This is a genomic window from Pseudomonas sp. H2_A10 (assembly GCF_054680085.1).
The window spans coordinates 1,223,738-1,246,676 of the sequence record NZ_CP162821.1 but is presented as its reverse complement, the minus strand read 5'-3'; the positions used below and the strand labels follow the sequence as shown (position 1 = coordinate 1,246,676).

At 61.1% G+C, this 22,939-nt stretch carries 23 protein-coding genes; 6 read left to right on the top strand and 17 right to left on the bottom strand.

Annotated features, from left to right (window positions below; genetic code table 11):
* Window position 1: 1 nt before the first annotated feature.
* The 3 genes from AB4O23_RS05685 to AB4O23_RS05675 all read right to left on the bottom strand — a co-directional run bounded on the left by AB4O23_RS05685 (window position 2) and on the right by AB4O23_RS05675 (window position 4,427).
* Window positions 2-1,066 (bottom strand): putative 2-aminoethylphosphonate ABC transporter ATP-binding protein, encoded by a 1,065-nt coding sequence (locus tag AB4O23_RS05685; RefSeq protein ID WP_017530930.1) that lies wholly within the window; start codon window positions 1,064-1,066, stop codon window positions 2-4.
* A 235-nt stretch (window positions 1,067-1,301) separates the two neighbouring features.
* Window positions 1,302-2,165 carry a LysR family transcriptional regulator gene (locus AB4O23_RS05680; RefSeq protein ID WP_017530929.1) on the bottom strand — a complete coding sequence of 288 codons (864 nt, stop codon included), beginning with the start codon at window positions 2,163-2,165 and terminating at the stop codon, window positions 1,302-1,304.
* Between the two features lie 15 nt (window positions 2,166-2,180).
* Entirely contained in the window at window positions 2,181-4,427 is a 2,247-nt protein-coding gene (locus tag AB4O23_RS05675) for a heavy metal translocating P-type ATPase (protein WP_017530928.1), read from the bottom strand.
* An 85-nt stretch (window positions 4,428-4,512) separates the two neighbouring features.
* Between AB4O23_RS05675 and cadR the strand changes: the two genes are divergently transcribed.
* Complete coding sequence (gene cadR / locus AB4O23_RS05670) at window positions 4,513-4,953, top strand: Cd(II)/Pb(II)-responsive transcriptional regulator (RefSeq protein ID WP_017530927.1); 441 nt, start codon at window positions 4,513-4,515, stop codon at window positions 4,951-4,953.
* A gap of 63 nt (window positions 4,954-5,016) precedes the next feature.
* On the opposite strand, the gene AB4O23_RS05665 is transcribed toward cadR, so the two are convergent.
* The 3 genes from AB4O23_RS05665 to AB4O23_RS05655 all read right to left on the bottom strand — a co-directional run bounded on the left by AB4O23_RS05665 (window position 5,017) and on the right by AB4O23_RS05655 (window position 7,578).
* On the bottom strand, window positions 5,017-5,850 hold the full coding sequence (locus AB4O23_RS05665; RefSeq protein WP_017530926.1) for a thymidylate synthase: 834 nt from the start codon (window positions 5,848-5,850) through the stop codon (window positions 5,017-5,019).
* 52 nt (window positions 5,851-5,902) lie between these two features.
* Window positions 5,903-6,715 carry a prolipoprotein diacylglyceryl transferase gene (gene lgt / locus AB4O23_RS05660; RefSeq protein WP_017530925.1) on the bottom strand — a complete coding sequence of 271 codons (813 nt, stop codon included), beginning with the start codon at window positions 6,713-6,715 and terminating at the stop codon, window positions 5,903-5,905.
* Between the two features lie 80 nt (window positions 6,716-6,795).
* Window positions 6,796-7,578: a sulfite exporter TauE/SafE family protein gene (locus AB4O23_RS05655; protein WP_017530924.1), complete on the bottom strand. Its 783-nt coding sequence runs from the start codon at window positions 7,576-7,578 to the stop codon at window positions 6,796-6,798.
* A 122-nt stretch (window positions 7,579-7,700) separates the two neighbouring features.
* Here AB4O23_RS05655 and AB4O23_RS05650 point away from each other — a divergent pair, with 122 nt between their 5' ends.
* Window positions 7,701-8,447: an NRDE family protein gene (locus AB4O23_RS05650; RefSeq protein WP_017530923.1), complete on the top strand. Its 747-nt coding sequence runs from the start codon at window positions 7,701-7,703 to the stop codon at window positions 8,445-8,447.
* Window positions 8,448-8,505: 58 nt separating this feature from the next.
* Here the strand turns inward: AB4O23_RS05650 and ptsP are convergent, their stop codons facing one another.
* Both ptsP and AB4O23_RS05640 read right to left on the bottom strand, forming a co-directional pair.
* Window positions 8,506-10,785, bottom strand: a complete 2,280-nt coding sequence (gene ptsP / locus AB4O23_RS05645; protein ID WP_017530922.1) for a phosphoenolpyruvate--protein phosphotransferase — start codon at window positions 10,783-10,785, stop codon at window positions 8,506-8,508.
* Window positions 10,786-10,807: 22 nt separating this feature from the next.
* Window positions 10,808-11,287 (bottom strand): RNA pyrophosphohydrolase, encoded by a 480-nt coding sequence (locus AB4O23_RS05640; RefSeq protein WP_003176750.1) that lies wholly within the window; start codon window positions 11,285-11,287, stop codon window positions 10,808-10,810.
* A gap of 143 nt (window positions 11,288-11,430) precedes the next feature.
* Here AB4O23_RS05640 and AB4O23_RS05635 point away from each other — a divergent pair, with 143 nt between their 5' ends.
* A complete protein-coding gene (locus AB4O23_RS05635) occupies window positions 11,431-12,087 on the top strand; it encodes a histidinol-phosphatase (protein ID WP_068938091.1) in 657 nt (218 codons plus the stop codon).
* A gap of 100 nt (window positions 12,088-12,187) precedes the next feature.
* On the opposite strand, the gene AB4O23_RS05630 is transcribed toward AB4O23_RS05635, so the two are convergent.
* Together AB4O23_RS05630 and ilvA are read right to left on the bottom strand one after the other, a co-directional pair.
* Window positions 12,188-12,601: a DUF2269 family protein gene (locus AB4O23_RS05630; RefSeq protein WP_017530920.1), complete on the bottom strand. Its 414-nt coding sequence runs from the start codon at window positions 12,599-12,601 to the stop codon at window positions 12,188-12,190.
* 43 nt (window positions 12,602-12,644) lie between these two features.
* Window positions 12,645-14,159, bottom strand: coding sequence for a threonine ammonia-lyase, biosynthetic (gene ilvA, locus AB4O23_RS05625; protein WP_017530919.1), 1,515 nt, complete (start codon window positions 14,157-14,159; stop codon window positions 12,645-12,647).
* 137 nt (window positions 14,160-14,296) lie between these two features.
* Between ilvA and rpiA the strand changes: the two genes are divergently transcribed.
* Window positions 14,297-14,968, top strand: coding sequence for a ribose-5-phosphate isomerase RpiA (gene rpiA, locus AB4O23_RS05620; RefSeq protein ID WP_017530918.1), 672 nt, complete (start codon window positions 14,297-14,299; stop codon window positions 14,966-14,968).
* A 36-nt stretch (window positions 14,969-15,004) separates the two neighbouring features.
* On the opposite strand, the gene AB4O23_RS05615 is transcribed toward rpiA, so the two are convergent.
* The 4 genes from AB4O23_RS05615 to AB4O23_RS05600 form a co-directional block, all read right to left on the bottom strand.
* The gene (locus AB4O23_RS05615; protein ID WP_017530917.1) at window positions 15,005-15,919 is read right to left on the bottom strand and encodes an SdiA-regulated domain-containing protein; all 915 of its coding nucleotides are present in this window, start codon (window positions 15,917-15,919) and stop codon (window positions 15,005-15,007) included.
* Window positions 15,920-16,039: 120 nt separating this feature from the next.
* Window positions 16,040-16,966 (bottom strand): SdiA-regulated domain-containing protein, encoded by a 927-nt coding sequence (locus tag AB4O23_RS05610; RefSeq protein ID WP_017530916.1) that lies wholly within the window; start codon window positions 16,964-16,966, stop codon window positions 16,040-16,042.
* A gap of 154 nt (window positions 16,967-17,120) precedes the next feature.
* Complete coding sequence (locus AB4O23_RS05605; RefSeq protein WP_017530915.1) at window positions 17,121-17,786, bottom strand: fumarylacetoacetate hydrolase family protein; 666 nt, start codon at window positions 17,784-17,786, stop codon at window positions 17,121-17,123.
* Window positions 17,787-17,797: 11 nt separating this feature from the next.
* Window positions 17,798-19,192 (bottom strand): FAD-binding oxidoreductase, encoded by a 1,395-nt coding sequence (locus AB4O23_RS05600; RefSeq protein WP_065879297.1) that lies wholly within the window; start codon window positions 19,190-19,192, stop codon window positions 17,798-17,800.
* Window positions 19,193-19,396: 204 nt separating this feature from the next.
* Here AB4O23_RS05600 and serA point away from each other — a divergent pair, with 204 nt between their 5' ends.
* On the top strand, window positions 19,397-20,626 hold the full coding sequence (gene serA, locus AB4O23_RS05595; protein ID WP_003176761.1) for a phosphoglycerate dehydrogenase: 1,230 nt from the start codon (window positions 19,397-19,399) through the stop codon (window positions 20,624-20,626).
* A gap of 69 nt (window positions 20,627-20,695) precedes the next feature.
* Here serA and AB4O23_RS05590 read toward each other — a convergent pair whose 3' ends face one another.
* Window positions 20,696-21,136, bottom strand: a complete 441-nt coding sequence (locus tag AB4O23_RS05590; protein WP_017530913.1) for a DUF4399 domain-containing protein — start codon at window positions 21,134-21,136, stop codon at window positions 20,696-20,698.
* Window positions 21,137-21,270: 134 nt separating this feature from the next.
* On the opposite strand from AB4O23_RS05590, the gene AB4O23_RS05585 reads away from it, so the two are divergent.
* Window positions 21,271-21,765 carry a transporter substrate-binding domain-containing protein gene (locus AB4O23_RS05585; protein ID WP_460085185.1) on the top strand — a complete coding sequence of 165 codons (495 nt, stop codon included), beginning with the start codon at window positions 21,271-21,273 and terminating at the stop codon, window positions 21,763-21,765.
* A 32-nt stretch (window positions 21,766-21,797) separates the two neighbouring features.
* Here the strand turns inward: AB4O23_RS05585 and AB4O23_RS05580 are convergent, their stop codons facing one another.
* Both AB4O23_RS05580 and AB4O23_RS05575 read right to left on the bottom strand, forming a co-directional pair.
* Window positions 21,798-22,283, bottom strand: coding sequence for a 2-thiouracil desulfurase family protein (locus tag AB4O23_RS05580; protein WP_017530911.1), 486 nt, complete (start codon window positions 22,281-22,283; stop codon window positions 21,798-21,800).
* Between the two features lies 1 nt (window position 22,284).
* Window positions 22,285-22,917: a 2OG-Fe(II) oxygenase gene (locus tag AB4O23_RS05575; RefSeq protein WP_065879394.1), complete on the bottom strand. Its 633-nt coding sequence runs from the start codon at window positions 22,915-22,917 to the stop codon at window positions 22,285-22,287.
* Between the last annotated feature and the right edge of the window lie 22 nt (window positions 22,918-22,939).

The window sequence follows — 22,939 nt, the reverse complement described above, 5'->3', positions numbered from 1 at the left end:
CTCAGGCAAACACCTGCAGGCTGCGTGGCGGCAGGGCCACCCAAATGTCCTGGGCGCCCAGGCGCGGCATGGCTTCGGGAGCCAGCTCGGCCAGCAGCGGGTGACCGGGCAATTGCTCCAGCTCAAAGCTCATGCGACAGCGATTGCCGAGGAAGGTGATCTCGCGCACCTTGGCCGGGAACAGGTTTTCTTCATGCACAGGGGGGTTCACGCTGATGGCTTCCGGGCGGCAGAACAGACGACCGGACCTGGCCCCGCCGGCATCATCGGCCAGGCGCATGTTCATCCCGCCGACTTGGGCATGGCTGGCGCTGCTGCGGCTGAATGGCAGCCAGTTGCCCTGGCCGACAAACTCCGCCACGAACGGCGTGGCCGGGCGGTCGTAAATCTCCTGGGGCGTGGCGTATTGCTCGACCTTGCCGTTGTTCATCACAGCGATGCGGTCGGCCATCAACATGGCCTCGTCCTGATTATGGGTGACCATCAAGGTGGTGATGCCCAGGCGCCGCTGCAGTTGGCGCAGCTCGGTGCACAGGTGCTCACGCACGCGGGCATCGAGGGCCGACATGGGCTCGTCGAGCAACAATAATGACGGCGCCGGGGCCAAGGCGCGGGCCAGAGCCACCCGCTGCTGCTGGCCGCCGGAGAGTTGGCCTGGGTATTTCTTTTCGCTGCCCAGCAAGCCGACCAGTTCGAGCATCTGCCCGACGCGCTTGCGCGCTTCATCGCGGCCGCTGCCGGTGAGGCCGTAGCCAATGTTCGCTTCGACGGTGAGGTTGGGAAACAGCGCGTAGGACTGGAACAAAATACCGTAGTCCCGGGCCTGCGGCGGCAGCAGGGAAACATCGCGGTGGCCCAGGTAAAGCTCGCCGCTGTCCTGGCGCTCCAGGCCGGCGATGCAGCGCAGCAACGTGGTCTTGCCGCAACCGGACGGCCCCAGCAGGCACACCAACTCGCCGGCGGCGACATCCAGAGACACGTTGTCCAGCGCGTTAAAGGCGCCGAAGCGTTTCTGGATACCGCGCACCTTCATCGGCGCGCCGGGTTGGCTCAGGGCTGTGTTCATGGTGGCACCTCATCAAACGGATGAAGGCCATGCTAGGCAGGCAATGCGTCGCTCGTGTGGCAGGAAGGCAAAAGGGAGCAATAGTGGTATTGGTGGATTTGTGTAGGACTTGTGGAAGGGCTTGCCTGGTGTGCCGCTATCGGGAGCAAGCCCCCTCCCACATTTTGATGTGTGAATACCTTCAAATGTGGGAGGGGGGCCTGCTCCCGATTGGCCCAAAGGCCACCACAACGCTTCAGAGCGGCGACATCTCCTGCGCCAACCCGAGGAACGCCGCCGGCAGCCGCGCGGCTTTGCGCTCTTTGAGGCAGTACAGATACTCCGCGATCTGCGGCGCATTCTCCAAGGTCAGCACCCGCAGTTGCGGGTCATGAGGCACTTCCTGGCGGGCAATGATGCTGATGCCGATATTGCGCAGCACGGCCTCGCGGATCGATTCGCGGCTGCCGATTTCCAGCAGCGGGCCGCAGCTGACGCCGGCCCCTTGCAACATCTCTTCGGTCAGGCGCCGTGTCGTGGAACCGGCTTCGCGCATCAACAACGTGTGCCCGGCCAGTGCGGTCAACGGCACATGCTCGTGCTGGGCCAGGGGATGAGTGCGGTGCACCGCCAGCACCAGGGGGTCGGTACCGAGCACACGGCGGATCAGGCGCGGGTCTTCGAGCAACTGCGACGAGGCGGCGACATCGACGCGGTATTCGTCCAACGCTTCGAGGACTTGTTGGGAGTTGCCGATTTCTACCGACACGTCCACTTGCGGCAGGCGCTCGCGAAAGGCTTTGACCAGATCAAGAATGTAATACGGCGCCGTTGCCGCAATGCGCAAGGCGCCCTGGACCTGGCCGTTGTTGCGCAGGAAAAATTCGATATCCGCTTCCTGCTGCAACAGCGCCTTGACCATCGGCAACAGCCGCGCGCCCTCGTCGCTGACGGTAAGGCGGCGGCCGCCACGGTAGAACAGCTCGACGCCGTAATGACTTTCCAGGTTGCGTATCTGGGTGGTAACCGTGGGCTGGCTGAGGCCGAGTTTTTTCGCCGCCTGGGTGATGCTGCCCAGGCGGGCGACCATGAAAAACGCCTTCAGCTCAGCACTCAGCACACCACCCTCTCATCCTCATTTGCGCAACAGGCGCAGGCCATTGAACACCACCAGCAGGCTCACGCCCATGTCGGCGAACACGGCCATCCACATGGTGGCCATGCCCAGGAACGTGACTGCCAGGAAGATGGCCTTGATCACCAACGCCAGGGCGATGTTCTGCTTGAGGATACTCGACGTTTGCCGCGACAACCGAATGAAAGCCGGGATCTTGCGCAAATCATCGTCCATCAGCGCCACGTCGGCGGTCTCGATGGCGGTGTCGGTGCCGGCGGCGGCCATGGCAAAGCCGATTTCGGCGCGGGCCAGCGCCGGGGCGTCGTTGATGCCGTCACCCACCATGCCCACGCGGCTGCCGTGGCTGTAGAGGGTTTCGATGGCGTGCAATTTGTCGGTGGGCAACAGGTCGCCCTGGGCCTGGTCGATGCCCACCTGAGCCGCAATCGCCTGGGCGGTATGGGTGTTGTCGCCCGTGAGCATCAGGGTCTTGATGCCCAGCTCGTGCAGTTGCTGGATGGCTTCGCGGCTACTGTCCTTGACCGTGTCGGCCACGGCGAACAGTGCCAGCGGGCCGGACTTGTCGAGCAGCAGCACCACGGACTTGCCTTGTTTCTCCAGGGCGAAGAGTTTTTCTTCCAGCGCCGATGAACACAGGCCAAGGTCTTCCACCAGACGGTGATTGCCCAAGTGGTAGGTCTGGCCATTGATATCACCGCGCACACCCCGACCGGCCAGGGCTTCGAAGTTATCCACCGTGTGGGTCGGCAGGTGTTTATCCACAGCCGCGTTGGCGATGGCCAGCGACACGGGGTGGTCCGACCGCCCGGCCAGGCTCGCGGCCAAGGCCTGCGCGTGGTCTTCAACGTTGGGGAACAGTGCCAGGTAATCGGTTTGCACCGGCTTGCCGTGGGTAATCGTGCCGGTCTTGTCCAGCGCCAGGTAGTCGAGCTTGTAACCGCCTTCCAGGTACACGCCGCCCTTGATCAGGATGCCTTTGCGCGCCGCCGCCGCCAGGCCGCTGACGATGGTCACCGGGGTGGAAATCACCAGCGCGCAGGGGCATGCGACCACCAGCAGCACCAGGGCGCGGTAGACCCAGTCGAACCACATACCGCCCATGAACAGCGGCGGGATAACCGCCACGCCCAGGGCAAACAGGAACACCGCCGGGGTGTAGACCCTGGAAAAACTGTCAACGAAGCGCTGAGTCGGTGCGCGGGCCCCTTGGGCCTGCTCAACGGCGTGGATGATCCGCGCCAGCGTCGAGTTGTTGGCCGCTGCCGTCACGGCGTATTCCAGGGAACCGGCCTGGTTGATGGTGCCGGCGAAGACTTTGTCGCCCACGGTCTTTTCAATCGGCAGGCTTTCGCCGGTAATCGGCGCTTGGTCAATGGTGGATTGACCCGCCGTGACCTCCCCGTCCAAGCCAATCCGCTCGCCTGGCTTTACCCGCACAATAGCCCCAATTTCGACGTTTTTGACCTCCTGTTCCGCCCAACTGCCGTCAGCCTGTCGCACCGTCGCCTGCTCCGGCGTCATCTGCATCAAGCCGCTGATGGCATTGCGCGCACGGTCCAGGGACTTGGCTTCGATCAGTTCGGCCACGGTGAACAGGAACATCACCATGGCGGCTTCCGGCCATTGGCCGATCAGCACCGCGCCGGTGACAGCGATGCTCATCAACGCGTTGATGTTCAGGTTGAGGTTTTTCAGGGCAATCCAGCCCTTTTTGTAGGTGGTGAGGCCGCCGCTGAGGATCGACACCAGCGCCACGATGGCAATCACCCACGTGGGCGCAGCGTTGGTGAAGTGCAGTACTTCGGCCGCCAACGCCCCTACGCCGGACAACGCCAGCGGCCACCAGTGTTTCTTGGCGGGCGGCTCGGCGGCCGGTGTGCCTTGTTCAATCGGGTCGGCCTGCATGCCGAGGGATTTGATCGCGTCGATGATCGGCGCCGTGCTCGGCAGGTCATGGGTGACGCCGAGGATGCGGTTGATCAGGTTGAATTCCAACTGCTGCACGCCGGCCAGCTTGCCCAGTTTGTTCTGGATCAGCGTTTGCTCGGTGGGGCAGTCCATGGCCTCGATACGGAATGTGCTCAGGCGTGAGCCGGCGGTAGGCGCTTCGCTCAGTTGCACCACCGCAGGGGCCGGCGTGCCGGAACAACAGGCGCCGCCGTGGCCGTGGTTATGCACGGGCGTCAGCTTCTTCTCGCCGTGGTCATGGTCGTGTTTGTGTGGGGTGTGCAGGGAATCGCTCATCAGGTCGCGTCCATAAAGGTGCCTGTTGCCAAGTAAAGACCCTGTAGCCACTATAGGGTCAAGCACCCATTTGGAGATTGCTGCGATGAAGATCGGCGAACTGGCCAAACTCACCGATTGCCCGGTGGAAACCATCCGCTATTACGAGAAAGAAAGCCTGCTGCCGCCCCCGGCACGCACTGACGCCAACTACCGCGTGTACACCCAGGCGCACACCGAACGGCTGGTCTTTATCCGTAACTGCCGCAGCCTCGACATGACCCTGGAAGAAATCCGCAGCCTGCTCAGCCTGCGCGACAGCCCTCAGGACCAGTGCGAAAGCGTGAATGCGTTGATCGACGAACACATCCATCACGTAAAAGCGCGGATCGATGGGCTGTTGGCGTTGCAGGAGCAACTGCTGGACCTGCGCCAGCGCTGTGGGGGTGGGGAGCAGTGCGGGATTTTGCAACGGCTGGAGGTCAGCGGAAGTGTGCAGGCCAGCGAGGCTGAGCCTTCGCATGTGGGCAGAAGCCATGGCCATTAATTCAAGCGAACGCAGTTCAAATGTGGGAGGGGGCTTGCTCCCACACTTGAGCCGTGACCGGCTTTAGATCGCGACGTCGGCCTTGATGCTTGGGTCGGCGTCGTAGCCCACGATCTCAAAATCTTCGAATTTGTAATCGTAGATAGACGCAGGCTTACGCTTGATCACCAGTTCCGGCAGCTTCTTCGGCGTGCGCGCCAGCTGGGTGCGGATCTGTTCCATATGGTTGCTGTAGGCGTGGGTGTCGCCGGTGGTGACGATGATCTCGTGGGGGATCAGGTCGCACTGTTGGGCCAGCATATGGGTGAGCAGGGCCAGGGCCGCCGTGTTGTACGGCAGGCCGAGGAACACATCGGAACTGCGAATGTACAACTGCATCGACAGATGCCCCTCATGCACGAATGCTTGGTACAGCAAATGGCACGGCGGCAGGGCTTGCTTGCCGTTTTGCGCGTTTTCCTGGGGGCTCTTGGTTTCGTCCGGCAGATATTCGACGTTCCAGCCGTGGAACAGGATGCGGCGGCTGTTAGGGTTGGTCTTGAGCGTATGAACCATATAGTCGATCTGATTGATCGTGCCGCCGTCCTTGGTCGGCCAGGCGGTCCACTGTTCGCCGTATACCGGGCCCAGGTCGCCGTCTTCGGTGGCCCATTCGTCCCAGATGCGCACGCCGTTTTCGTTTAGCCACTTGATATTGGTATTGCCGCTCAACATCCAGATCAGCTCGTTGGCGATGCTTTTGAAGTGAAGCTTCTTGGTGGTCAGCAGCGGGAAACCGTCGGCCAGGTTATGCCGATACTGACGGGCGAACACAGCCTTGGTGCCGGTGCCGGTGCGATCGCCCTTGGTCAGGCCATTGGTCACGACGTCGTTCAGCAGCTCGAGATATTGCTTCATATCATTACCTGTATCGTTGAAGCCGAGACCTCGCAGGCCCCGGCGTTCGAATTCAAAGCGCGGTGTTCTTCAACGGTTGCGGGCGATTGTACGCCCACCACAGCAGGCCCAGGCCCACGAGAATCATCGGCATGCTGAGCACCTGCCCCATGGTCAACCAGCCCCACGCCAGGTAGCCCAGCTGTGCGTCCGGCACACGCACGAACTCGACGATAAAGCGGAAGATCCCGTAGAACAACGCGAACATACCGGACACCGCCATGGTCGGGCGTGGCTTGCGCGAGAACAGATAAAGGATCAGGAACAGCGCCACACCTTCCAGGGCGAACTGGTACAACTGCGACGGATGGCGCGGCAGTTGCGCCGGGTCGCTGAACGGCGGGAAGACCATGGCCCACGGCACGTCGGTCGGCTTGCCCCACAGCTCGGCATTGATGAAGTTACCGATACGCCCGGCGCCCAGGCCGATCGGCACCAATGGCGCGACGAAATCCATCAGTTCGAAGAACGATTTGCCGTTGCGCCGGCCAAACCACCAGGCGGCGATCATCACACCGATGAAGCCACCGTGGAACGCCATGCCGCCCTTCCACACTTCGAAGATCAGCATCGGGTTGGCGATATACGCCGGAAGATCGTAGAACAACACATACCCCAGACGCCCGCCGACAATCACCCCCATCGACAGCCAGAACACCATGTCGGAGAGTTTCTCCTTGGTCCAGGTCGGGTCGAAACGGTTCAGGCGCCGAGACGCCAACAGCCAGGCACCGCCGATGCCGATCAGGTACATCAACCCGTACCAGTGGATTTTCAGCGGACCGATGGCCAGGGCCACCGGGTCGATCTGCGGGTAAGGCAGCATTGCGACTCCTCGTTAACTCATTCGTGATAGCGACCGGACCATGCCCGGGCGCGATTAAGCGTGCGTTACAGCTATTGCCGTTAAATCAGAAAGTTTATACCGACGCAGAACAGCAGGCCGGCGAACAGCCGCTTCAACAGGCGTGGCGACAACCGGTGCGCCAGGCGTGCGCCAAAGCGCGCAAACACCATGCTGGTCAAGGCAATGCCCAGCAGCGCCGGCAAATACACGAACCCCAGACTATGAGCGGGCAACAGCGGGTCGTGCCAGCCCAGAATCATGAAACTTAATGCACTCGCCAGGGCGATCGGCAGGCCGCAGGCCGACGAGGTGGCCACCGCCTGTTGCATGGGCACGCTGCGCCAGGTCAGGAACGGTACGGTCAGCGAGCCGCCACCGATGCCGAAAATCGCCGAGGCCCAGCCGATCACCGTACCGGCCAGGGTCAGCCCGACCTTGCCCGGCACCGTGCGGCTGGCCTTGGGTTTGAAATCCAGGCCCAATTGCAGGGCCACGATCAGCGCGAACACGCCAATGATCTTCTGCAAGTGCGGGCCGGAAATCGCCTCGGCCGTCAGCGCGCCGAAGCCTGCGCCGATCAAAATGCCTACCGTCATCCACAGGAAGATCGGCCAACGCACCGCGCCACGTCGGTGGTGCTCACGCACGGCATTGACCGAAGTAAAAATGATCGTCGCCAGGGACGTGCCCACGGCCAGATGGGTCAGCACCTGCGGGTCGAAGCCCTGCGCGGTGAAGCTGAACACCAGCACCGGCACAATGATAATCCCACCGCCCACGCCGAACAGCCCCGCGAGCACGCCCGCGCAGGCGCCCAGCAGCAAATACAGCAGAAATTCCATGGGAGCCCCCGAATCAAGTCCGGCATGTTAACGGATGGAAGGCGTGCTACCCAACTGGATACGATGGAACGCCTGCGGTTGAGTGGGTAGAGTGGCAAAAAAACACAAAGGGAAATCGCCTGATGTGCCTGATTGTTTTCGCCTGGCGGCCGGGCCACGCCCAACCGCTGATCGTCGCGGCCAACCGTGATGAGTTTTATGCACGCCCCAGCCTGCCCTTGGCCCAGTGGGAGGACGCGCCCCATGTCTATGCCGGCCGCGATCTGGAAGCGGGCGGCACCTGGTTGGGGGTCAATGCCGAAGGGCGATTTGCGGCCCTGACCAATATCCGTGATCCGCATCAGCCGCCGGCACGCAAGTCTCGCGGGGAATTGGTGGCGCGGTTTCTCAGTGGTTCGCTGTCGATTGAGGATTATTTGGCCGAGGTTAACGGCCGTTCGATTGAATATGCCGGGTTCAACCTGCTGGTGGGGACGCGGGATGAGTTGTGGCACTACAACGCCAATCACACCGAGCCCACGCAGTTGAAACCGGGCGTGTATGGGTTATCCAACGCAGGGCTGGACACGCCTTGGCCAAAACTGCTTAAGGCCAAAGCCGCGCTGAGCGAATTGCTGACCGATCCGCAGCCCGAAGCGCTATTGGAGGTTCTGAGCGATCCGCAGACAGCGCCGTTTGCCGAGCTGCCGGATACCGGCGTGGGCCTGGCCACCGAGAGTCTGCTGTCGAGCGTGTTTATCGCCAGCCCCAGTTATGGAACACGGGCCAGTACGGCGTTGATTGTGAATGCCGATGGGACACGGCGGATGGTGGAGCGCAGTTTCGGGCCGCAGGGTGGGCGGTTGGGCGAGGTCGAACTCAATTTATAACCACACCCTGAAAAGAATGTGGGAGGGGGCAAGCCCCCCACATTTTGATCAGCGTCGGTTACAAGGTTTTCGCAGACGCCGGGTTGATCATCCGTGTCAGCCCCAAATTCTTCAGCGCCAACTGCAGCGAGCTGTGGATAACTTGCGGGTTGTCAATGGTCATCAGCTCGGCCAGCAGGTCCTTGGCCATGCTCAGTTCAACCTGGCGCAGCATCCACTTCACTTTCGGCAAGTTGGTGGCGTTCATCGACAGGCTGTCAAAACCCATCGCCATCAACAGCACCGCCGCCGCCGGGTCGCCGGCCATTTCGCCGCAGATACTCACCGGCTTGCCTTCGGCATGGGCGTCGCGCACCACATGTTGCAGGGCTTGCAGCACCGCCGGGTGCAGGTAGTCGTAAAGGTCGGCCACCCGTGGGTTGTTGCGATCCACGGCCAGCAGGTATTGGGTCAGGTCGTTGGAGCCCACCGACAGGAAGTCCACCTGCCGCGCCAATTCCTTGGCCTGGTACACCGCCGCCGGGATTTCGATCATCACGCCAATCGGCGGCATCGGTACGTCGGCGCCTTCGTCGCGCACTTCGCCCCAGGCGCGGTGGATCAGGTGCAGGGCTTCTTCCAGCTCATGGGTGCCGGAGATCATCGGCAGCAGAATGCGCAGGTTGTTCAGGCCTTCGCTGGCCTTGAGCATGGCGCGGGTCTGTACCAGGAAAATCTCGGGGTGATCGAGGGTCACGCGGATGCCACGCCAGCCGAGGAAGGGGTTGTCTTCCTTGATGGGGAAATACGACAGTGACTTGTCGCCGCCGATGTCCAGGCTGCGCATGGTCACCGGCAGCGGGTGGAAGGCTTGCAGTTGCTCGCGATAGATCGCCAGCTGCTCCTTCTCGCTCGGGAAGCGCTGGTTGATCATGAACGGCACTTCGGTGCGGTACAGCCCCACCCCTTCGGCGCCCCGTTGTTGCGCGCGGGCCACGTCAGCCAACAGGCCGGTATTGACCAGCAGCGGCACACGGTGGCCATCGGTGGTCACGCACGGCAGCTCGCGCAATGAATCGAGGCCCAGCGCCAGTTGTTTCTCTTCTTCAACCACCTCGGCGTATTGCTTGCGCAGTACTTCGCTGGGGTTGGTGAACACTTCGCCACGATGGCCATCGACGATCATGTCGATGCCGTCGACCTTGGAGTACGGCAGGTCAACCAGGCCCATCACCGTCGGAATACCCATGGCCCGGGCCAGGATCGCGACGTGAGAGTTACCCGAACCGAGTACCGAGACCAGGCCCACCAGCTTGCCCTCGGGCACTTCGCCGAGCATGGTAGCGGTCAGTTCTTCACTGATCAGGATGGTGTTGTCGGGGTAGACCAGGTTGGTGGAGCGATCTTCCTGCAGGTACGCCAGCAACCGGCGGCCAAGGTCGCGCACGTCCGAGGCGCGCTCGCGCAGGTAGGCGTCGTCCATCAATTCGAAACGGTTGACGTGATCGGTCACCACCTGGCGCAGTGCGCCCTGGGCCCACTGGCCGGTCTTGATCACGGTCTTGACTTCATTACCCAGCGACGCGTCGTCGAGCATCATCTGGTACACGTCGAACAGCGCACGCTCTTCGGGGCGCAGTTGTGTCGCCAGCTTGGTCGACAGGTTGCGCATGTCGGCGCGCACGCCTTCCAGGGCGGTCTTGAACAGTTTGATCTCGGCGTCGATGTCGTCGACGGACTTGTCCGGCACCACATCGAGGTCGGCCGGCGGCAACATGACCACGGCCGTACCGACGGCGGCGCCCGGTGAACCCGGCACACCGACGAACTTGGCTTCCTGGATGCCCTTGCCCTGGCGGCCCAGGCCACGGATCGACCCGGTGGCTTCGGCGTGGGCAATTACGCCGGCGAGCTGCGCGCTCATGGTCACGAGGAAGGCTTCTTCACCTTCGTCGAACTGGCGGCGTTCTTTCTGCTGGATAACCAACACGCCGACAACGCGGCGGTGGTGAATGATCGGTGCGCCGAGGAACGAGGCGTAACGCTCTTCGCCGGTTTCGGCAAAGTAGCGATAACGCGGGTGATCGGCCGCGTTTTCAAGGTTCAGGGGTTCTTCACGCGTCCCCACCAGGCCAACCAGACCTTCATTGGGCGCCATGCTGACCTTGCCGATGGAGCGCTTGTTCAAGCCCTCCGTGGCCATCAGCACAAAACGGTTGGTCTCTGGGTCCAGCAGGTAAACCGAGCAGACCTGGCTGCCCATGGCTTCCTTGACGCGCAACACAATAATCCCCAACGCCGCCTTGAGATCCTTGGCGGAGTTAACTTCCTGGACGATCTTGCGCAGCGTATTGAGCATGGCTCGGGGTCGAACTCCGTCGTCAGTCGCGCGCTAAAAGGCGCGGGGCAAGCTCTTTGAGAGCGCGACGATAAACCTCGCGCTTGAATGTCACCACCTGGCCCAGCGGGTACCAATAGCTGACCCAACGCCAGCCATCGAACTCCGGTTTACCGGTCAAATCCATCCGCACCCGCTGCTCGTTAGAGATCAGGCGCAGGAGAAACCATTTTTGCTTCTGGCCGATGCACAGCGGTTGGCTGTGAGTACGTACCAGGCGTTGCGGCAAACGATAGCGCAACCAACCACGGGTACAGGCCAAAATTTGCACATCTTCACGCTCAAGGCCGACTTCTTCATTCAACTCACGGTACAAGGCGTCTTCAGGGGTTTCATCGGGGTTGATTCCGCCTTGAGGAAACTGCCAGGCATCTTGGTTGATTCGGCGAGCCCATAGCACCTGTCCGGCGTCATTCGTAAGAATAATGCCGACATTAGGACGGAAACCATCGGGGTCGATCACGGCAACAACCTCGCAAACGCATGTCGCCGCATTGTTCCACAAAGGTTGTTCCAGCGGCAACGAGGCTTCTTAGCTTATGTGCACTCTTGTGAAAAGACCGTATTCTGGACGCCTTTTTACAGACTTTTCAGCGAGTAACTGCAATGCGCCTGGCTTTATTCGACTTGGACAACACCCTTCTCGGCGGTGACAGCGACCACGCGTGGGGCGATTACCTGTGCGAACGCGGGATTCTCGACGCGGTAGCCTACAAGGCTCGCAACGACGAGTTTTATCAGGACTATCTTGCCGGCCGCCTGGATAACGCCGCCTACCTGAACTTCTGCCTGGAAATCCTTGGCCGCACCGAGATGACCCAGTTGGATGAGTGGCACAACGACTATATGCGCGACTGCATCGAACCGATCATGTTGCCCAAGGCCGTGGAACTGCTGGCCAAACACCGCGCCGCCGGCGACAAGCTGGTGATCATCACCGCGACCAACCGTTTCGTCACCGCGCCAATTGCCGCACGCCTGGGTGTCGAAACCCTGATCGCCACCGAGTGCGAGATGCAAGATGGCCGTTATACCGGGCGCAGTACCGATGTGCCGTGCTTTCGCGAGGGCAAGGTGACGCGCTTGAATCGTTGGCTCGAAGAGACTGGGCATAGCTTGGAAGACAGCTATTTTTATAGCGATTCGATGAATGATCTGCCGCTGCTGGAGCAGGTGACCCACCCGGTGGCGGTGGATCCGGACCCGAATTTGCGCGCCGAGGCCGAGAAGCGGGGTTGGCCGGTGATTACGCTGCGTAGCTGATGGCCCTATCTGGGCAAGCCCCCTCCCACACTTTGAGGTGTGAATACATTCAAATGTGGGAGGGGGCTTGCTCCCGATGCAGGCAACTCGGTCTCAAGCCTTAAACCGGCTTAGCCCCCATCAACCCCGCAATCGCCACAAACCCCAGCAGGCTGACCACCGCCAGCACCAGGGTGAAATTCAAGCTGCCGCCCTCCCCCTTACGCAGGCGATTAAGCCGCGCCACCAGCCAGAACCAGGCCAACGCCGCGACGGTGTAGAGGATGCTGGAGCCCAGGATCCAGGTTTGCCCCAGCGGCCAGCCGGTCAGGTGCACCAGCCACCAGCCGGTGAACGGCATGCTCACCACGCATATGCCCATCAACAACCACACGAACGCCCACGGGCGTTGCACGGTCACCGCCGCGCCGGCGCTGCGTTTGCGCCAGGCCAGCAGCGCCAGGCCGAGGCCGCTGAGCAGCAACACCACGGTGGCCGCGATGTGGATAACTTTCAGGGTGATCAGGGTTTCCATGTGTCGTCTTCCTTAAAGGCCGCGCCCTAATCAGCGTAGTCGCTCAACCGAGGAACAGTTTATAGGCCGGGTTATCACTTTCATCCCAGTACGGGTAGCCAATCGCCTCCAGGGCCGCCGGCACCAGGTGACGCTCGCTCGCCGGCACTTGCAGGCCGGCCACCACACGGCCATCGGCTGCGCCGTGGTTGCGATAGTGGAACATCGAGATGTTCCAGCGCCCGCCCAACTTGTTAAGGAAGTTGAACAGCGCCCCCGGACGCTCCGGGAACTCAAAGCGAAACACCACTTCGTTGCTGACGTGCGCCGCATGCCCGCCAACCATATGGCGAATGTGCAGCTTGGCCAGCTCGTTCTCCGTGAGGTCCAGCACGGGGAAGCCTTGCTCTGTGAGGCTGGCGATCAGCGCGCTGCGCGGGTCGGTTTCCGGGTGGGTCTGCACGCCGACAAAAATGTGCGCCTCGCTGCCGGAGTGATAGCGGTAGTTGAATTCGGTGATCTGGCGTTTGCCCACGGCCTCGCAGAACGCCTTGAAGCTGCCCGGTTGTTCGGGAATGGTCACGGCGATGATGGCTTCGCGGCCTTCGCCCAACTCGGCGCGCTCAGCCACGTGGCGCAGGCGGTCGAAGTTGACATTCGCCCCGGAATCAATGGCGACGAAGGTCTGGCCGCTGACACCACGGCTCTCCACGTACTTCTTGATGCCCGCCACACCCAACGCGCCCGCAGGCTCGGTGATGGAGCGGGTGTCGTCGTAGATGTCCTTGATGGCCGCACAGATTTCATCGGTGCTCACGGTAATCACTTCATCGACATAGTCTTTGCAGATATCGAAGGTGTGCTGGCCGATCTGCGCCACCGCCACGCCATCGGCAAAAATACCCACCGTCGGCAAGACCACGCGTTCGCCCGCCGCCATGGCCGCTTGCAGGCAGTTGGAGTCGTCCGGCTCTACGCCGATGATCTTGATCTCGGGGCGCAGGTACTTCACATATGCCGCGATGCCGGCGATCAGCCCGCCGCCGCCCACCGGAACAAAAATCGCATCCAGCGGCCCCGGGTGCTGGCGCAGGATCTCCATCGCCACGGTGCCCTGCCCGGCAATGGTGTGTGGATCATCGTAAGGGTGGATGTAGACGTAGCCTTTTTCGTCGACCAGTTTGAGCGAGTAGGCCAGGGCTTCCGGGAAGGAATCACCGTGCAACACCACTTTGCCGCCACGCGAGCGCACGCCTTCGACCTTGATTTCGGGCGTGGTCTTGGGCATCACGATCGTGGCCTTGACCCCCAGCACCTTGGCCGCCAGGGCCAGGCCCTGCGCATGGTTGCCCGCCGACGCCGTGACCACGCCACGCGCACGTTCTTCGGCGCTCAACTGGGTCAGCTTGTTGTAGGCACCGCGAATCTTGAACGAGAACACCGGCTGCAAGTCTTCGCGCTTGAGCCAGACCTTGTTGCCCAGCCGCTCCGAGAGCTGGCGGGCGGTCTGCAACGGTGTTTCCACGGCAACGTCGTAAACGCGCGAGGTGAGAATCTTTTTGACGTACTGTTCGAGCATCGGAAAGCATCACTGGGCGGGTTGGGCAGGGCCGAGGAGTCTAACCCGGCTTTTGGCCGCACGACCACACGAATCCCGAGGTTTTGTTGGGTTATACTCGCGCCCCTCGATAACTCCCCGCCCGTTCCGGAGCCCGCATGACCCAGGATCAACTCAAACAGGCAGTGGCCCAGGCCGCTGTCGATTTAATCCTTCCCAAACTCGACGACAAGAGCATCGTCGGTGTCGGCACCGGCTCCACCGCCAACTGCTTTATCGATGCGCTGGCCCGCCACAAGGGCGCGTTCGATGGCGCGGTAGCGAGCTCCGAAGCCACCGCGGCGCGCCTCAAAGGCCACGGCATTGCGGTATACGAACTCAACACTGTGAGTGATCTGGAGTTCTACGTCGACGGCGCCGATGAAAGCGACGAACACCTGAACCTGATCAAGGGCGGCGGCGCGGCCCTGACCCGCGAGAAGATCGTCGCGGCCGTGGCCAAGACCTTTATCTGCATCGCCGACGCCAGCAAGCTGGTGCCGGTACTCGGCGCCTTCCCGCTGCCGGTGGAAGTGATCCCCATGGCCCGCAGCCACGTGGCCCGCGAGCTGGTGAAACTGGGCGGTGACCCGGTATACCGCGAAGGCGTGTTGACCGACAACGGCAACATCATCCTCGACGTGTTCAACATGCAGATCACCGATCCGGTGAAGCTCGAGACGCAGATCAATGCGATTGTCGGCGTGGTCACCAATGGCCTGTTCGCCGCGCGCCCGGCGGATGTGCTGCTGCTGGGCACCGCTGAAGGCGTCAAAACCCTCAAGGCCTGATGCAAGCCCCCTCACACACTTTTGCTCGGCGGTGTGTCAGGGGTTGGGTTTCTTGAAGACGTAGAACAGGTTCGGCTCACTGACCAGGTACAACGTGCCTTCGTCGTCCATGGCGATCCCTTCGGCCTGCGGCACGCGCTTGCTCAGGCCATGACGCCCGTTGAGTAGAGAAAGACTGCTCAGCGGACGACCGTCGATATCCAGCTCCAACACCAGGAACGACTCATCCGACAGCGCCAGCAAATGGCCGCTGCGCTCGTCGTATTGCAGGCTCGACAGGTCGCGCACAAACAGCCCGGCGTCACGCTTGGGGTTGTTGATCACGTGCACCGAGTAGGTTTTTTCCGGTTTGAAATGGGGAAACCCGTGAACCTCGTAGATCAGCATCGGGTCGCGCTCCTTGGCCACGAACAGGCGCTTGCCCGCCGAGTCATAGGCCAACCCTTCAAATCCCTTGTTACCGCCGACGTGCACGCCCAAGGTCATTTGTTCGGCATCGGCGGCATCGAGGAAGCGGGTATCGTCGTCGACATGCACCTTGATCAGGCGTTGCTGACGCTCGTCGGTGATGACGTAGATGTTGTCGCTGATAAATTCCACCGCCTCGGCGTCGCCAAAGCCCACCAGGGGAATACGCCGCAGGATCTTGCCTTGCAGGGACAGCTCGATCAGTTCGGCGTTTTTATTGGTGACGGTAAACAGGCTTTTGCGCACCGGGTCATAGGTGAGGGCCGAGACATCATCGTCGAGCCCCTCGATCACCTGGGCTTGCAAGTCCACGCGGTAATCCGCCAGGCCAATGGAACGCGCATCCGTCGGCTGGCGCCAGGCCTGCCAGTTGAACCAGGCACGCTCGAACAGGCGAAAATGCTGCGCCACGGCCCCGGCGCCGATCAGGGCGATCAGCGCAAGCACAATGAGAATGGGTTTGGGGCGGGCTAGTCGACGCATTGGGCGGGCTCAAAATCAAAAGTGGCGAATGAATATCACGCCTGTCTGAATTTAAACTTAAACGCGCCCGTCTGTCTGGCGAATGCCGCAACTGGAGACGTATTCGACGTAATCGGTGTGCTACTTCTGCTTTTCGAAACGATAGAACAGGTTCGGCTCACTGACCACGTACAGGGTGCCGTTCTCGTCCATGGTCACACCTTCGGCGCGCGGGATGGTGTTCTTGAGGCCGTTGAAACCGCCGAGCAGGGTCATGAAGCTGACTTGTTCGCCCTTCTCGTTCAGCTCCAGCAGCAGGTGCGAGTCGGCCGACAGCACCAGCAGGTGGCCGGTGCGCGGGTCGATGGCCAGGGCCGAGAGGTTGCGCATGTCCAGTTCTTCACTGGCCAGTTTTTGCTTGGCGCCAACCAGGGTCTGGCTGCCGTCGCTTTTCCAGGTGAACAACGCCGGCGGGCGTTCTTCGCCCAATACAAACTGCTGGTTGCGCGGGTCCCATGTAACGCCTTCGAACGCTTTGTTCTGATCCTTGGACGGCCCCAGGTCGTAACTCGGGAAATCGGCCTTGTTCAAGTGCTGGGTGGTGGCGTCGACCTTAACAATGGTCAGGCTGTGATCACGCTCGTCGACCACCGCCAGCAGGCCATTTTCCATGACTGTCACCCCTTCCGGGTTGCTCCAGCCATTAAGTGGCATTTTGCGCAGCACATCGCCTTGCAGGGTCAACTCAACGAGGAAGGGGTTTTTGCCCATGACGGAAAACAGGGTTTTGGTCTGCGGGTTGTAAGAGACGTCCGAGGCCTCATCCTTCTCCATGCCCGGCAGCACCTTGGCATCGATGACGGCGTGATAGTCCGGCAGCCACACACTTTCGCTGCGTTCGGTGGAGGTTTCAAATCGCTCCAATACCCACAGCACACCGCGATCATCCCAATGCATGGCCCAGGAAACGCCATAGACGATCACGCCCGCCAGAAACAGCCAGGAATACCAGCGCAGGGCGAAACGAGAACGCAGCTTGGGTGTGGCGGAGGGCAGGGACACGGCCATTGGGCGCTTTTCCGGAAAGTCAGCGTAGGTGATAGCACAGGATCAACGGGCCCGCGCGGTCGAGGCTGGGGATTATCCGGATGGCGTGTGAAAAAAATGCAAAGGTGTACACCCAGCCAAGGTGGGAGGGGGCACGCCTCCTCCCACATGTTAATCAGCGAACGACGCTTTCGAAGCGATTCACGCCGGCCAGTTCCAGCACCAGCTCATCGCCCACATTCAGCGGGCCCACGCCAGCCGGGGTGCCGGTGAGGATCACGTCGCCGGCCTGCAGCGAGAAGCAGCCGGCCATGTGCTGAATCATCGGCACGATGGGGTTGAGCATCTGCGAACTGTTGCCGTCCTGGCGCACTTCACCATTGATGGTCAGCCGGATGCCGATGTCGGTCACGTCGGCAAAGGTACTGCTCACCACAAAAGGTGCGATCACCGCCGCGCCATCGAAGGACTTGGCGATTTCCCACGGCAGGCCCTTGGCCTTCAACTCGGCCTGCTTGTCGCGCAGGGTCAAATCCAACGCCGGGGCGAAACCGGAAATGGCGTCCAGCACTTCTTCACGGCTTGGCTTGTTCGACAGCGGCTTGCCGATCAATACCGCGATTTCCGCTTCGTAATGCACCGAACCGCGCTCGGTCGGAATGGCGAAACCACCTTCCAGCGGCACCACGCAACTGCCCGGCTTGATGAACAGCAACGGCTCGGTCGGTACCGGGTTGTCCAGTTCCTTGGCATGTTCGGCGTAGTTACGCCCAATGCACACCACTTTACCCACCGGGAAGTGGACGTTGGTGCCGTCGACGTATTTGTGCTGGTAGCTCATGGAACGACTCCTTAAATAGCGAAGATCTTGCCTGGGTTCATGATCCCGTTAGGGTCGAACACCGCTTTCACGGCCTTCATGTATTCGATTTCAACCGGTGAGCGACTGTAGGTGAGGTAATCGCGCTTGGTCATGCCCACGCCGTGCTCGGCGGAGATCGAGCCGTTGTACTTCTCGACGGTCTCGAACACCCACTTGTTGACGGTGGCGCATTTGGCGAAGAACTCGTCCTTGCTCAGGTTTTCCGGCTTGAGGATGTTCAGGTGCAGGTTGCCGTCGCCGATGTGGCCGAACCATACGATTTCGAAGTCCGGGTAGTGTTCGCCGACGATGTCGTCAATTTCCCGCAAAAACGCCGGCACTTTGGACACAGTAACCGAGATGTCGTTTTTGTAGGGCGTCCAGTGGGAGATGGTCTCGGAGATGTACTCGCGCAGCTTCCACAGGTTATGCAGCTGGGTTTCGCTCTGGCTCATCACGCCATCCAGCACCCAGCCCTGCTCGACGCAATGTTCGAACGTTTCCAGGGCGTGGTTGGCGACTTCTTCGGTGGTGGCTTCGAATTCAAGCAACGCGTAGAACGGGCACTCGGTTTCGAACGGCGCAGGCACATCGCCACGACCGAGGACTTTGGCCAGGGCCTTATCCGAGAAGAACTCAAAGGCCGTCAGGTCCAGCTTGCTCTGGAAGGCGTGCAGCACCGGCATGATCGAGTCGAAATCGGTGGTGCCCAGCACCATGGCGGTGAGGTTTTTCGGCGCACGATCCAGGCGCATGGTGGCTTCGACCACAAACCCCAGGGTGCCTTCAGCGCCGATAAACAGCTGGCGCATGTCGTAGCCGGTGGCGTTTTTGATCAGATCGCGGTTCAGTTCCAGTACATCGCCCTTGCCGGTGACGACCTTCATGCCCGCCACCCAGTTACGGGTCATACCGTAGCGAATCACCTTGATCCCGCCGGCATTGGTGCCGATGTTGCCGCCGATCTGGCTGGAACCGGACGAGGCAAAATCCACCGGGTAGTACAGGCCGTTTTCTTCGGCGACGTTCTGCAATTGCTTGGTGACCACGCCCGGCTGGCACACGGCGGTGCGATCGGTGAGGTTCACGTCGAGGATCTGGTTCATATAGTCGAAGGACACCACCACTTCGCCATTGGCCGCCACAGCGGCTGCTGACAAGCCGGTGCGACCGCCCGATGGCACCAGCGCCACCTTACGTTCATTGGCCCAACGCACAATGGCCTGGACCTGCTCAACGGTCTTGGGGAAGACGATGGCGGTGGGCGCGGGTGCGAAGTGCTTGGTCCAATCCTTGCCGTAAGCCTCCAGGGAGTCTGCGTCGGTCAGCACTTTGCCGGGCTCAACCAGGGTCTTTAGCTCATCAATCAGGGCAGGATGGGTCATCGACAGAACTCTCGAACAATTCATGGTCATCCTGAGAACGCTTCACGTCGCAGGAATGAGTGTTAGCGGGGCGCGTATGCTAGCATACCGCCCCCGCAGGACAGAGCCCAAGGGCGTTTCTGCGGTGACGGCTTTCCTGCCGTCCGGGTCAGCTTAAGCGATCCGATTCCCTGCCAATTTTCTCCGGGATACAGGTTTACGCAGATGAGCAAGACTTCTCTCGATAAGAGCAAGATCAAGTTCCTTCTTCTGGAAGGCGTCCACCCATCGGCTGTCGACGTTCTGAAAGCCGCCGGGTACACCAGCATTGAGTACATCACCAGTTCTCTGCCGGAAGCCCAGCTCAAGGAAAAGATCGCCGACGCGCACTTCATCGGCATTCGCTCCCGCACTCAGCTGACCGAAGAGATCTTCGATCACGCCAAGAAACTCGTGGCAGTGGGCTGTTTCTGCATCGGCACCAACCAGGTCGACCTCAACGCAGCACGCGAGCGCGGCATCGCGGTGTTCAACGCACCGTATTCCAATACCCGTTCCGTTGCGGAGCTGGTGCTGGCCGAGGCCATCCTGTTGCTGCGCGGTATTCCCGAGAAGAACGCTTCCTGCCACCGTGGCGGCTGGATCAAAAGCGCGGCCAACTCCTTCGAAATCCGCGGCAAGAAGCTGGGTATCGTCGGTTACGGCTCGATCGGCACTCAGTTGTCGGTACTGGCTGAAGGCCTTGGCATGCAGGTGTTCTTCTACGACACCCTGACCAAGCTGCCATTGGGCAACGCCACGCAAGTGTCGAGCCTGACCGAGCTGCTGGGCATGTCCGACATCGTGACCCTGCACGTTCCGGAAACCGCTGAGACCCAGTGGATGATTGGTGAGAAGGAAATCCGCGCGATCAAGAAAGGCGGCATTCTGATCAACGCTGCACGCGGCACCGTGGTCGAGCTGGACGCCCTGGCCGATGCGATCAAGGACAAGCACCTGATCGGCGCCGCCATCGATGTGTTCCCGGTGGAGCCGCGCTCCAACGACGACATCTTCGAAAGCCCGCTGCGTGGCCTGGACAACGTGATCCTGACCCCGCACATCGGCGGCTCCACCGCTGAAGCCCAGGCCAACATTGGTCTGGAAGTCTCGGAAAAGCTGGTCAAGTACAGCGACAACGGTACCTCGGTATCGTCCGTGAATTTCCCGGAAGTGGCATTGCCGGCTCACCCTGGCAAGCACCGCCTGTTGCACATCCACCAGAACATTCCTGGCGTGATGATGGAGATCAACAAGGTCTTCGCGGAAAACGGCATCAACATCTCCGGTCAGTTCCTGCAGACCAACGAGAAGGTCGGCTACGTGGTAATCGACGTAGACGCCGAATACTCGGACCTGGCGCAAGAGAAGCTTCAGCACATCAACGGCACTATCCGTAGCCGCGTGTTGTTCTAACGCTTTAAAAGCGCGGCACAAAAAATGGGAGACCCGCAGGGGCCTCCCATTTTTTTGTCCGAATAACGCTTACTTGACGGTCACCGTGATGACTTTGGAGGCGACCGTGGGCTCGAATTGGCGATGCACGTTGTCCCCGGCCACCAATTGCAGCGTGTGCTTACCGGGGGTCAAGGTCAGTTCGGTTTCGGTTTGGGCCTTGCCGAAGTGAATGGAGGTCGCATCGGCTGGAATAGCCTCGTCCGCCTTGAGCGATTGCACGTCCCGGTCAACTAGCAGGTGATGGTGACCAGCCCCTGGCACTTGTTTGTCGATCGGCTCCAGGTCCAGGCCTTTTACCCCGAATTTGACGGTGAACGTCTTGTCGACAGTGGCACCGTCTTTGGGCGATACGATAAACACCTCAGCCCCCTTCGGCGCAGGGGTATGCGGAACATCGGCGGCGTTGGCCAACAGCGAGGCCCCCAGCAGCAGGCTGCCAACGGTTGCACGGGTCAAAAAGGCTTTCATTCGCTTCTCCAGTTTTTCTGTGAAATCTGTAGGGTTATGACAACTTCGCGACAAATTGCTGTCCAAGGCACTCACCACCATAGCAAAGCGATGCGGAACGGCGCCTCGCACATTCGAATTCTTTAGGAGTGACCATGCGCGTTTCGCCTGACCTGTTACTGTTGCTTCCCCTGCTGAGCCCCCTGGCTCATGCCGAACTGATCGACGACGTCAATGATCGGGGTGAGCTGCGCATCGTCCTTGAAGCCAACACCCCGCCCTACAACTTCAAGGAAGGCGACAAGCTCACCGGCTTTGAAGTGGAGCTGGGTGAACAGTTGGCCAAGGAAATGGACGTACGCTCCTCGTTTATCACCACCGATGAGGCCGACCTGCTTGCCGGTGTAGAAAGCGGCAAATACGACGTGGCCATCAACCATATCGCTAAGACTGCCGAGCTAGAGAATCAGTTCGATTTCAGCGAGGCTTATCACGAGAAACCCGAGCTGGCGATCCCGTTCCAGAAGGGCAACCCGGCGTTCAAGAGCAGCTTGGACGGCGCGTTGAAGCGGGTAAAGGATGATGGCCGGCTGAAGGCGCTGGCGCAGAAGTGGCTTGAAGGAACAACATCGGTGGATAAGTCTGAGTAGATCCTAAAGTGGTGGGGGGCTTGCCCTCCCACTTACTCAAGACTTGAGAGATGCACCGCCGCCGCCGGCAACTCCAGCTCACTGAACACCTGTACACCGTGGCGCTTGAGCAGCGCCGCCGTGACGCCTTCGCCAGTGACCTTCACGCCGCTGAAGGTGCCGTCATAGGTCAGCAGGTTGCCGCAGGACGGGCTGTTGGCCTTGAGGATGGCGATACGGATGCCGTGCCGTTGCACCAATGCCAACGCCTGCCGGGCCCCGTCGAGGAAGGCGGCGCTGAAATCTTCGCCCTCGGCGGTCAGCACCTGGGCCCGACCGTCCCACACATCGATGCCCTGCCCACCGGGGATCTCGGCAGGAGGCCTGGGCGTCGGCAAACCGCCTGCCACTTCCGGGCAGATCGCAATCACGCGCCCTTCGGCTTGCCACACGGCCAGTTGATCGAACGGCCCACTGGCGCCGCCGTCGTAGCGCACTTTGTGTCCGAGCAAGCAGCGGCTGACCAGGATCTTTTGCATGTCAAAAGGGCTCATTGCCGCGCCGGCGAAACCAGCCGGTGAGGGACAGGCGTTCGCGCGTGGCAGGCATGACTTCGTGGGGCACTTCGCCCGACAGGAACACCACCAGGCATCCGCCGCTGGGCACCACGTCGTATTCGACGCCGTCCTTGAGGTACATGCGCAACTGGCCGCCGTGTTCCGGCAACCAGGCATCGTTCAAGTAGATCACCGCCGAGACCATGCGCCGGTCATCGTCGCGAAAACGATCCAGGTGCTTGAGGTAAAACGCCCCCGGCGGGTACATCGCGAAATGGCTTTCGAAATCTTCCAGGCCGAGGAACAGACCCCGGTTCATCGCCAGGCGCAGGCTGTCCATCACCGCCATGTAGCGGTCGCAGACGGCGGCGTCGCCCGCCTCCAGCCACTGGATGTGGTCGCCGCGAATACCTTCGCGAATCTCCTGGGCCGGCCCACGCCCCACCGCTGCCGGCGCCAACTCACCTTCGACCGCACGTTTACGGCACTCAGCCGCCAGTTCCAGGGTCAGAGCCTGGGGCAGGAAGCCGTTCTGCTGCGACCAACCTTTTTCGGCCAGGTCGTCGACGATGCGTTGCAGCAGGGGATGATCAAGGGGCATTTGCATGGCGCGCATAGTATCCATACGTCTTCAAATC

What these genes read in the sequence shown, in the direction of transcription:
- AB4O23_RS05655 (WP_017530924.1), bottom strand. Translation starts at nt 7,578, where the DNA reads ATGGAATTTCTGCTGTATTTGCTGCTGGGCGCCTGCGCGGGCGTGCTC.
- AB4O23_RS05615 (WP_017530917.1), bottom strand. Translation starts at nt 15,919, where the DNA reads ATGCGTCGACTAGCCCGCCCCAAACCCATTCTCATTGTGCTTGCGCTG.
- AB4O23_RS05575 (WP_065879394.1), bottom strand. Translation starts at nt 22,917, where the DNA reads ATGCGCGCCATGCAAATGCCCCTTGATCATCCCCTGCTGCAACGCATC.
- AB4O23_RS05635 (WP_068938091.1), top strand. Translation starts at nt 11,431, where the DNA reads ATGCGCCTGGCTTTATTCGACTTGGACAACACCCTTCTCGGCGGTGAC.
- AB4O23_RS05605 (WP_017530915.1), bottom strand. Translation starts at nt 17,786, where the DNA reads ATGAGCTACCAGCACAAATACGTCGACGGCACCAACGTCCACTTCCCG.
- AB4O23_RS05590 (WP_017530913.1), bottom strand. Translation starts at nt 21,136, where the DNA reads ATGAAAGCCTTTTTGACCCGTGCAACCGTTGGCAGCCTGCTGCTGGGG.
- lgt (WP_017530925.1), bottom strand. Translation starts at nt 6,715, where the DNA reads ATGCTGCCTTACCCGCAGATCGACCCGGTGGCCCTGGCCATCGGTCCG.
- AB4O23_RS05630 (WP_017530920.1), bottom strand. Translation starts at nt 12,601, where the DNA reads ATGGAAACCCTGATCACCCTGAAAGTTATCCACATCGCGGCCACCGTG.
- rpiA (WP_017530918.1), top strand. Translation starts at nt 14,297, where the DNA reads ATGACCCAGGATCAACTCAAACAGGCAGTGGCCCAGGCCGCTGTCGAT.
- cadR (WP_017530927.1), top strand. Translation starts at nt 4,513, where the DNA reads ATGAAGATCGGCGAACTGGCCAAACTCACCGATTGCCCGGTGGAAACC.
- AB4O23_RS05650 (WP_017530923.1), top strand. Translation starts at nt 7,701, where the DNA reads ATGTGCCTGATTGTTTTCGCCTGGCGGCCGGGCCACGCCCAACCGCTG.
- ilvA (WP_017530919.1), bottom strand. Translation starts at nt 14,159, where the DNA reads ATGCTCGAACAGTACGTCAAAAAGATTCTCACCTCGCGCGTTTACGAC.
- AB4O23_RS05675 (WP_017530928.1), bottom strand. Translation starts at nt 4,427, where the DNA reads ATGAGCGATTCCCTGCACACCCCACACAAACACGACCATGACCACGGC.
- ptsP (WP_017530922.1), bottom strand. Translation starts at nt 10,785, where the DNA reads ATGCTCAATACGCTGCGCAAGATCGTCCAGGAAGTTAACTCCGCCAAG.
- AB4O23_RS05685 (WP_017530930.1), bottom strand. Translation starts at nt 1,066, where the DNA reads ATGAACACAGCCCTGAGCCAACCCGGCGCGCCGATGAAGGTGCGCGGT.
- serA (WP_003176761.1), top strand. Translation starts at nt 19,397, where the DNA reads ATGAGCAAGACTTCTCTCGATAAGAGCAAGATCAAGTTCCTTCTTCTG.
- AB4O23_RS05610 (WP_017530916.1), bottom strand. Translation starts at nt 16,966, where the DNA reads ATGGCCGTGTCCCTGCCCTCCGCCACACCCAAGCTGCGTTCTCGTTTC.
- AB4O23_RS05665 (WP_017530926.1), bottom strand. Translation starts at nt 5,850, where the DNA reads ATGAAGCAATATCTCGAGCTGCTGAACGACGTCGTGACCAATGGCCTG.
- AB4O23_RS05600 (WP_065879297.1), bottom strand. Translation starts at nt 19,192, where the DNA reads ATGACCCATCCTGCCCTGATTGATGAGCTAAAGACCCTGGTTGAGCCC.
- AB4O23_RS05580 (WP_017530911.1), bottom strand. Translation starts at nt 22,283, where the DNA reads ATGCAAAAGATCCTGGTCAGCCGCTGCTTGCTCGGACACAAAGTGCGC.
- AB4O23_RS05585 (WP_460085185.1), top strand. Translation starts at nt 21,271, where the DNA reads ATGCGCGTTTCGCCTGACCTGTTACTGTTGCTTCCCCTGCTGAGCCCC.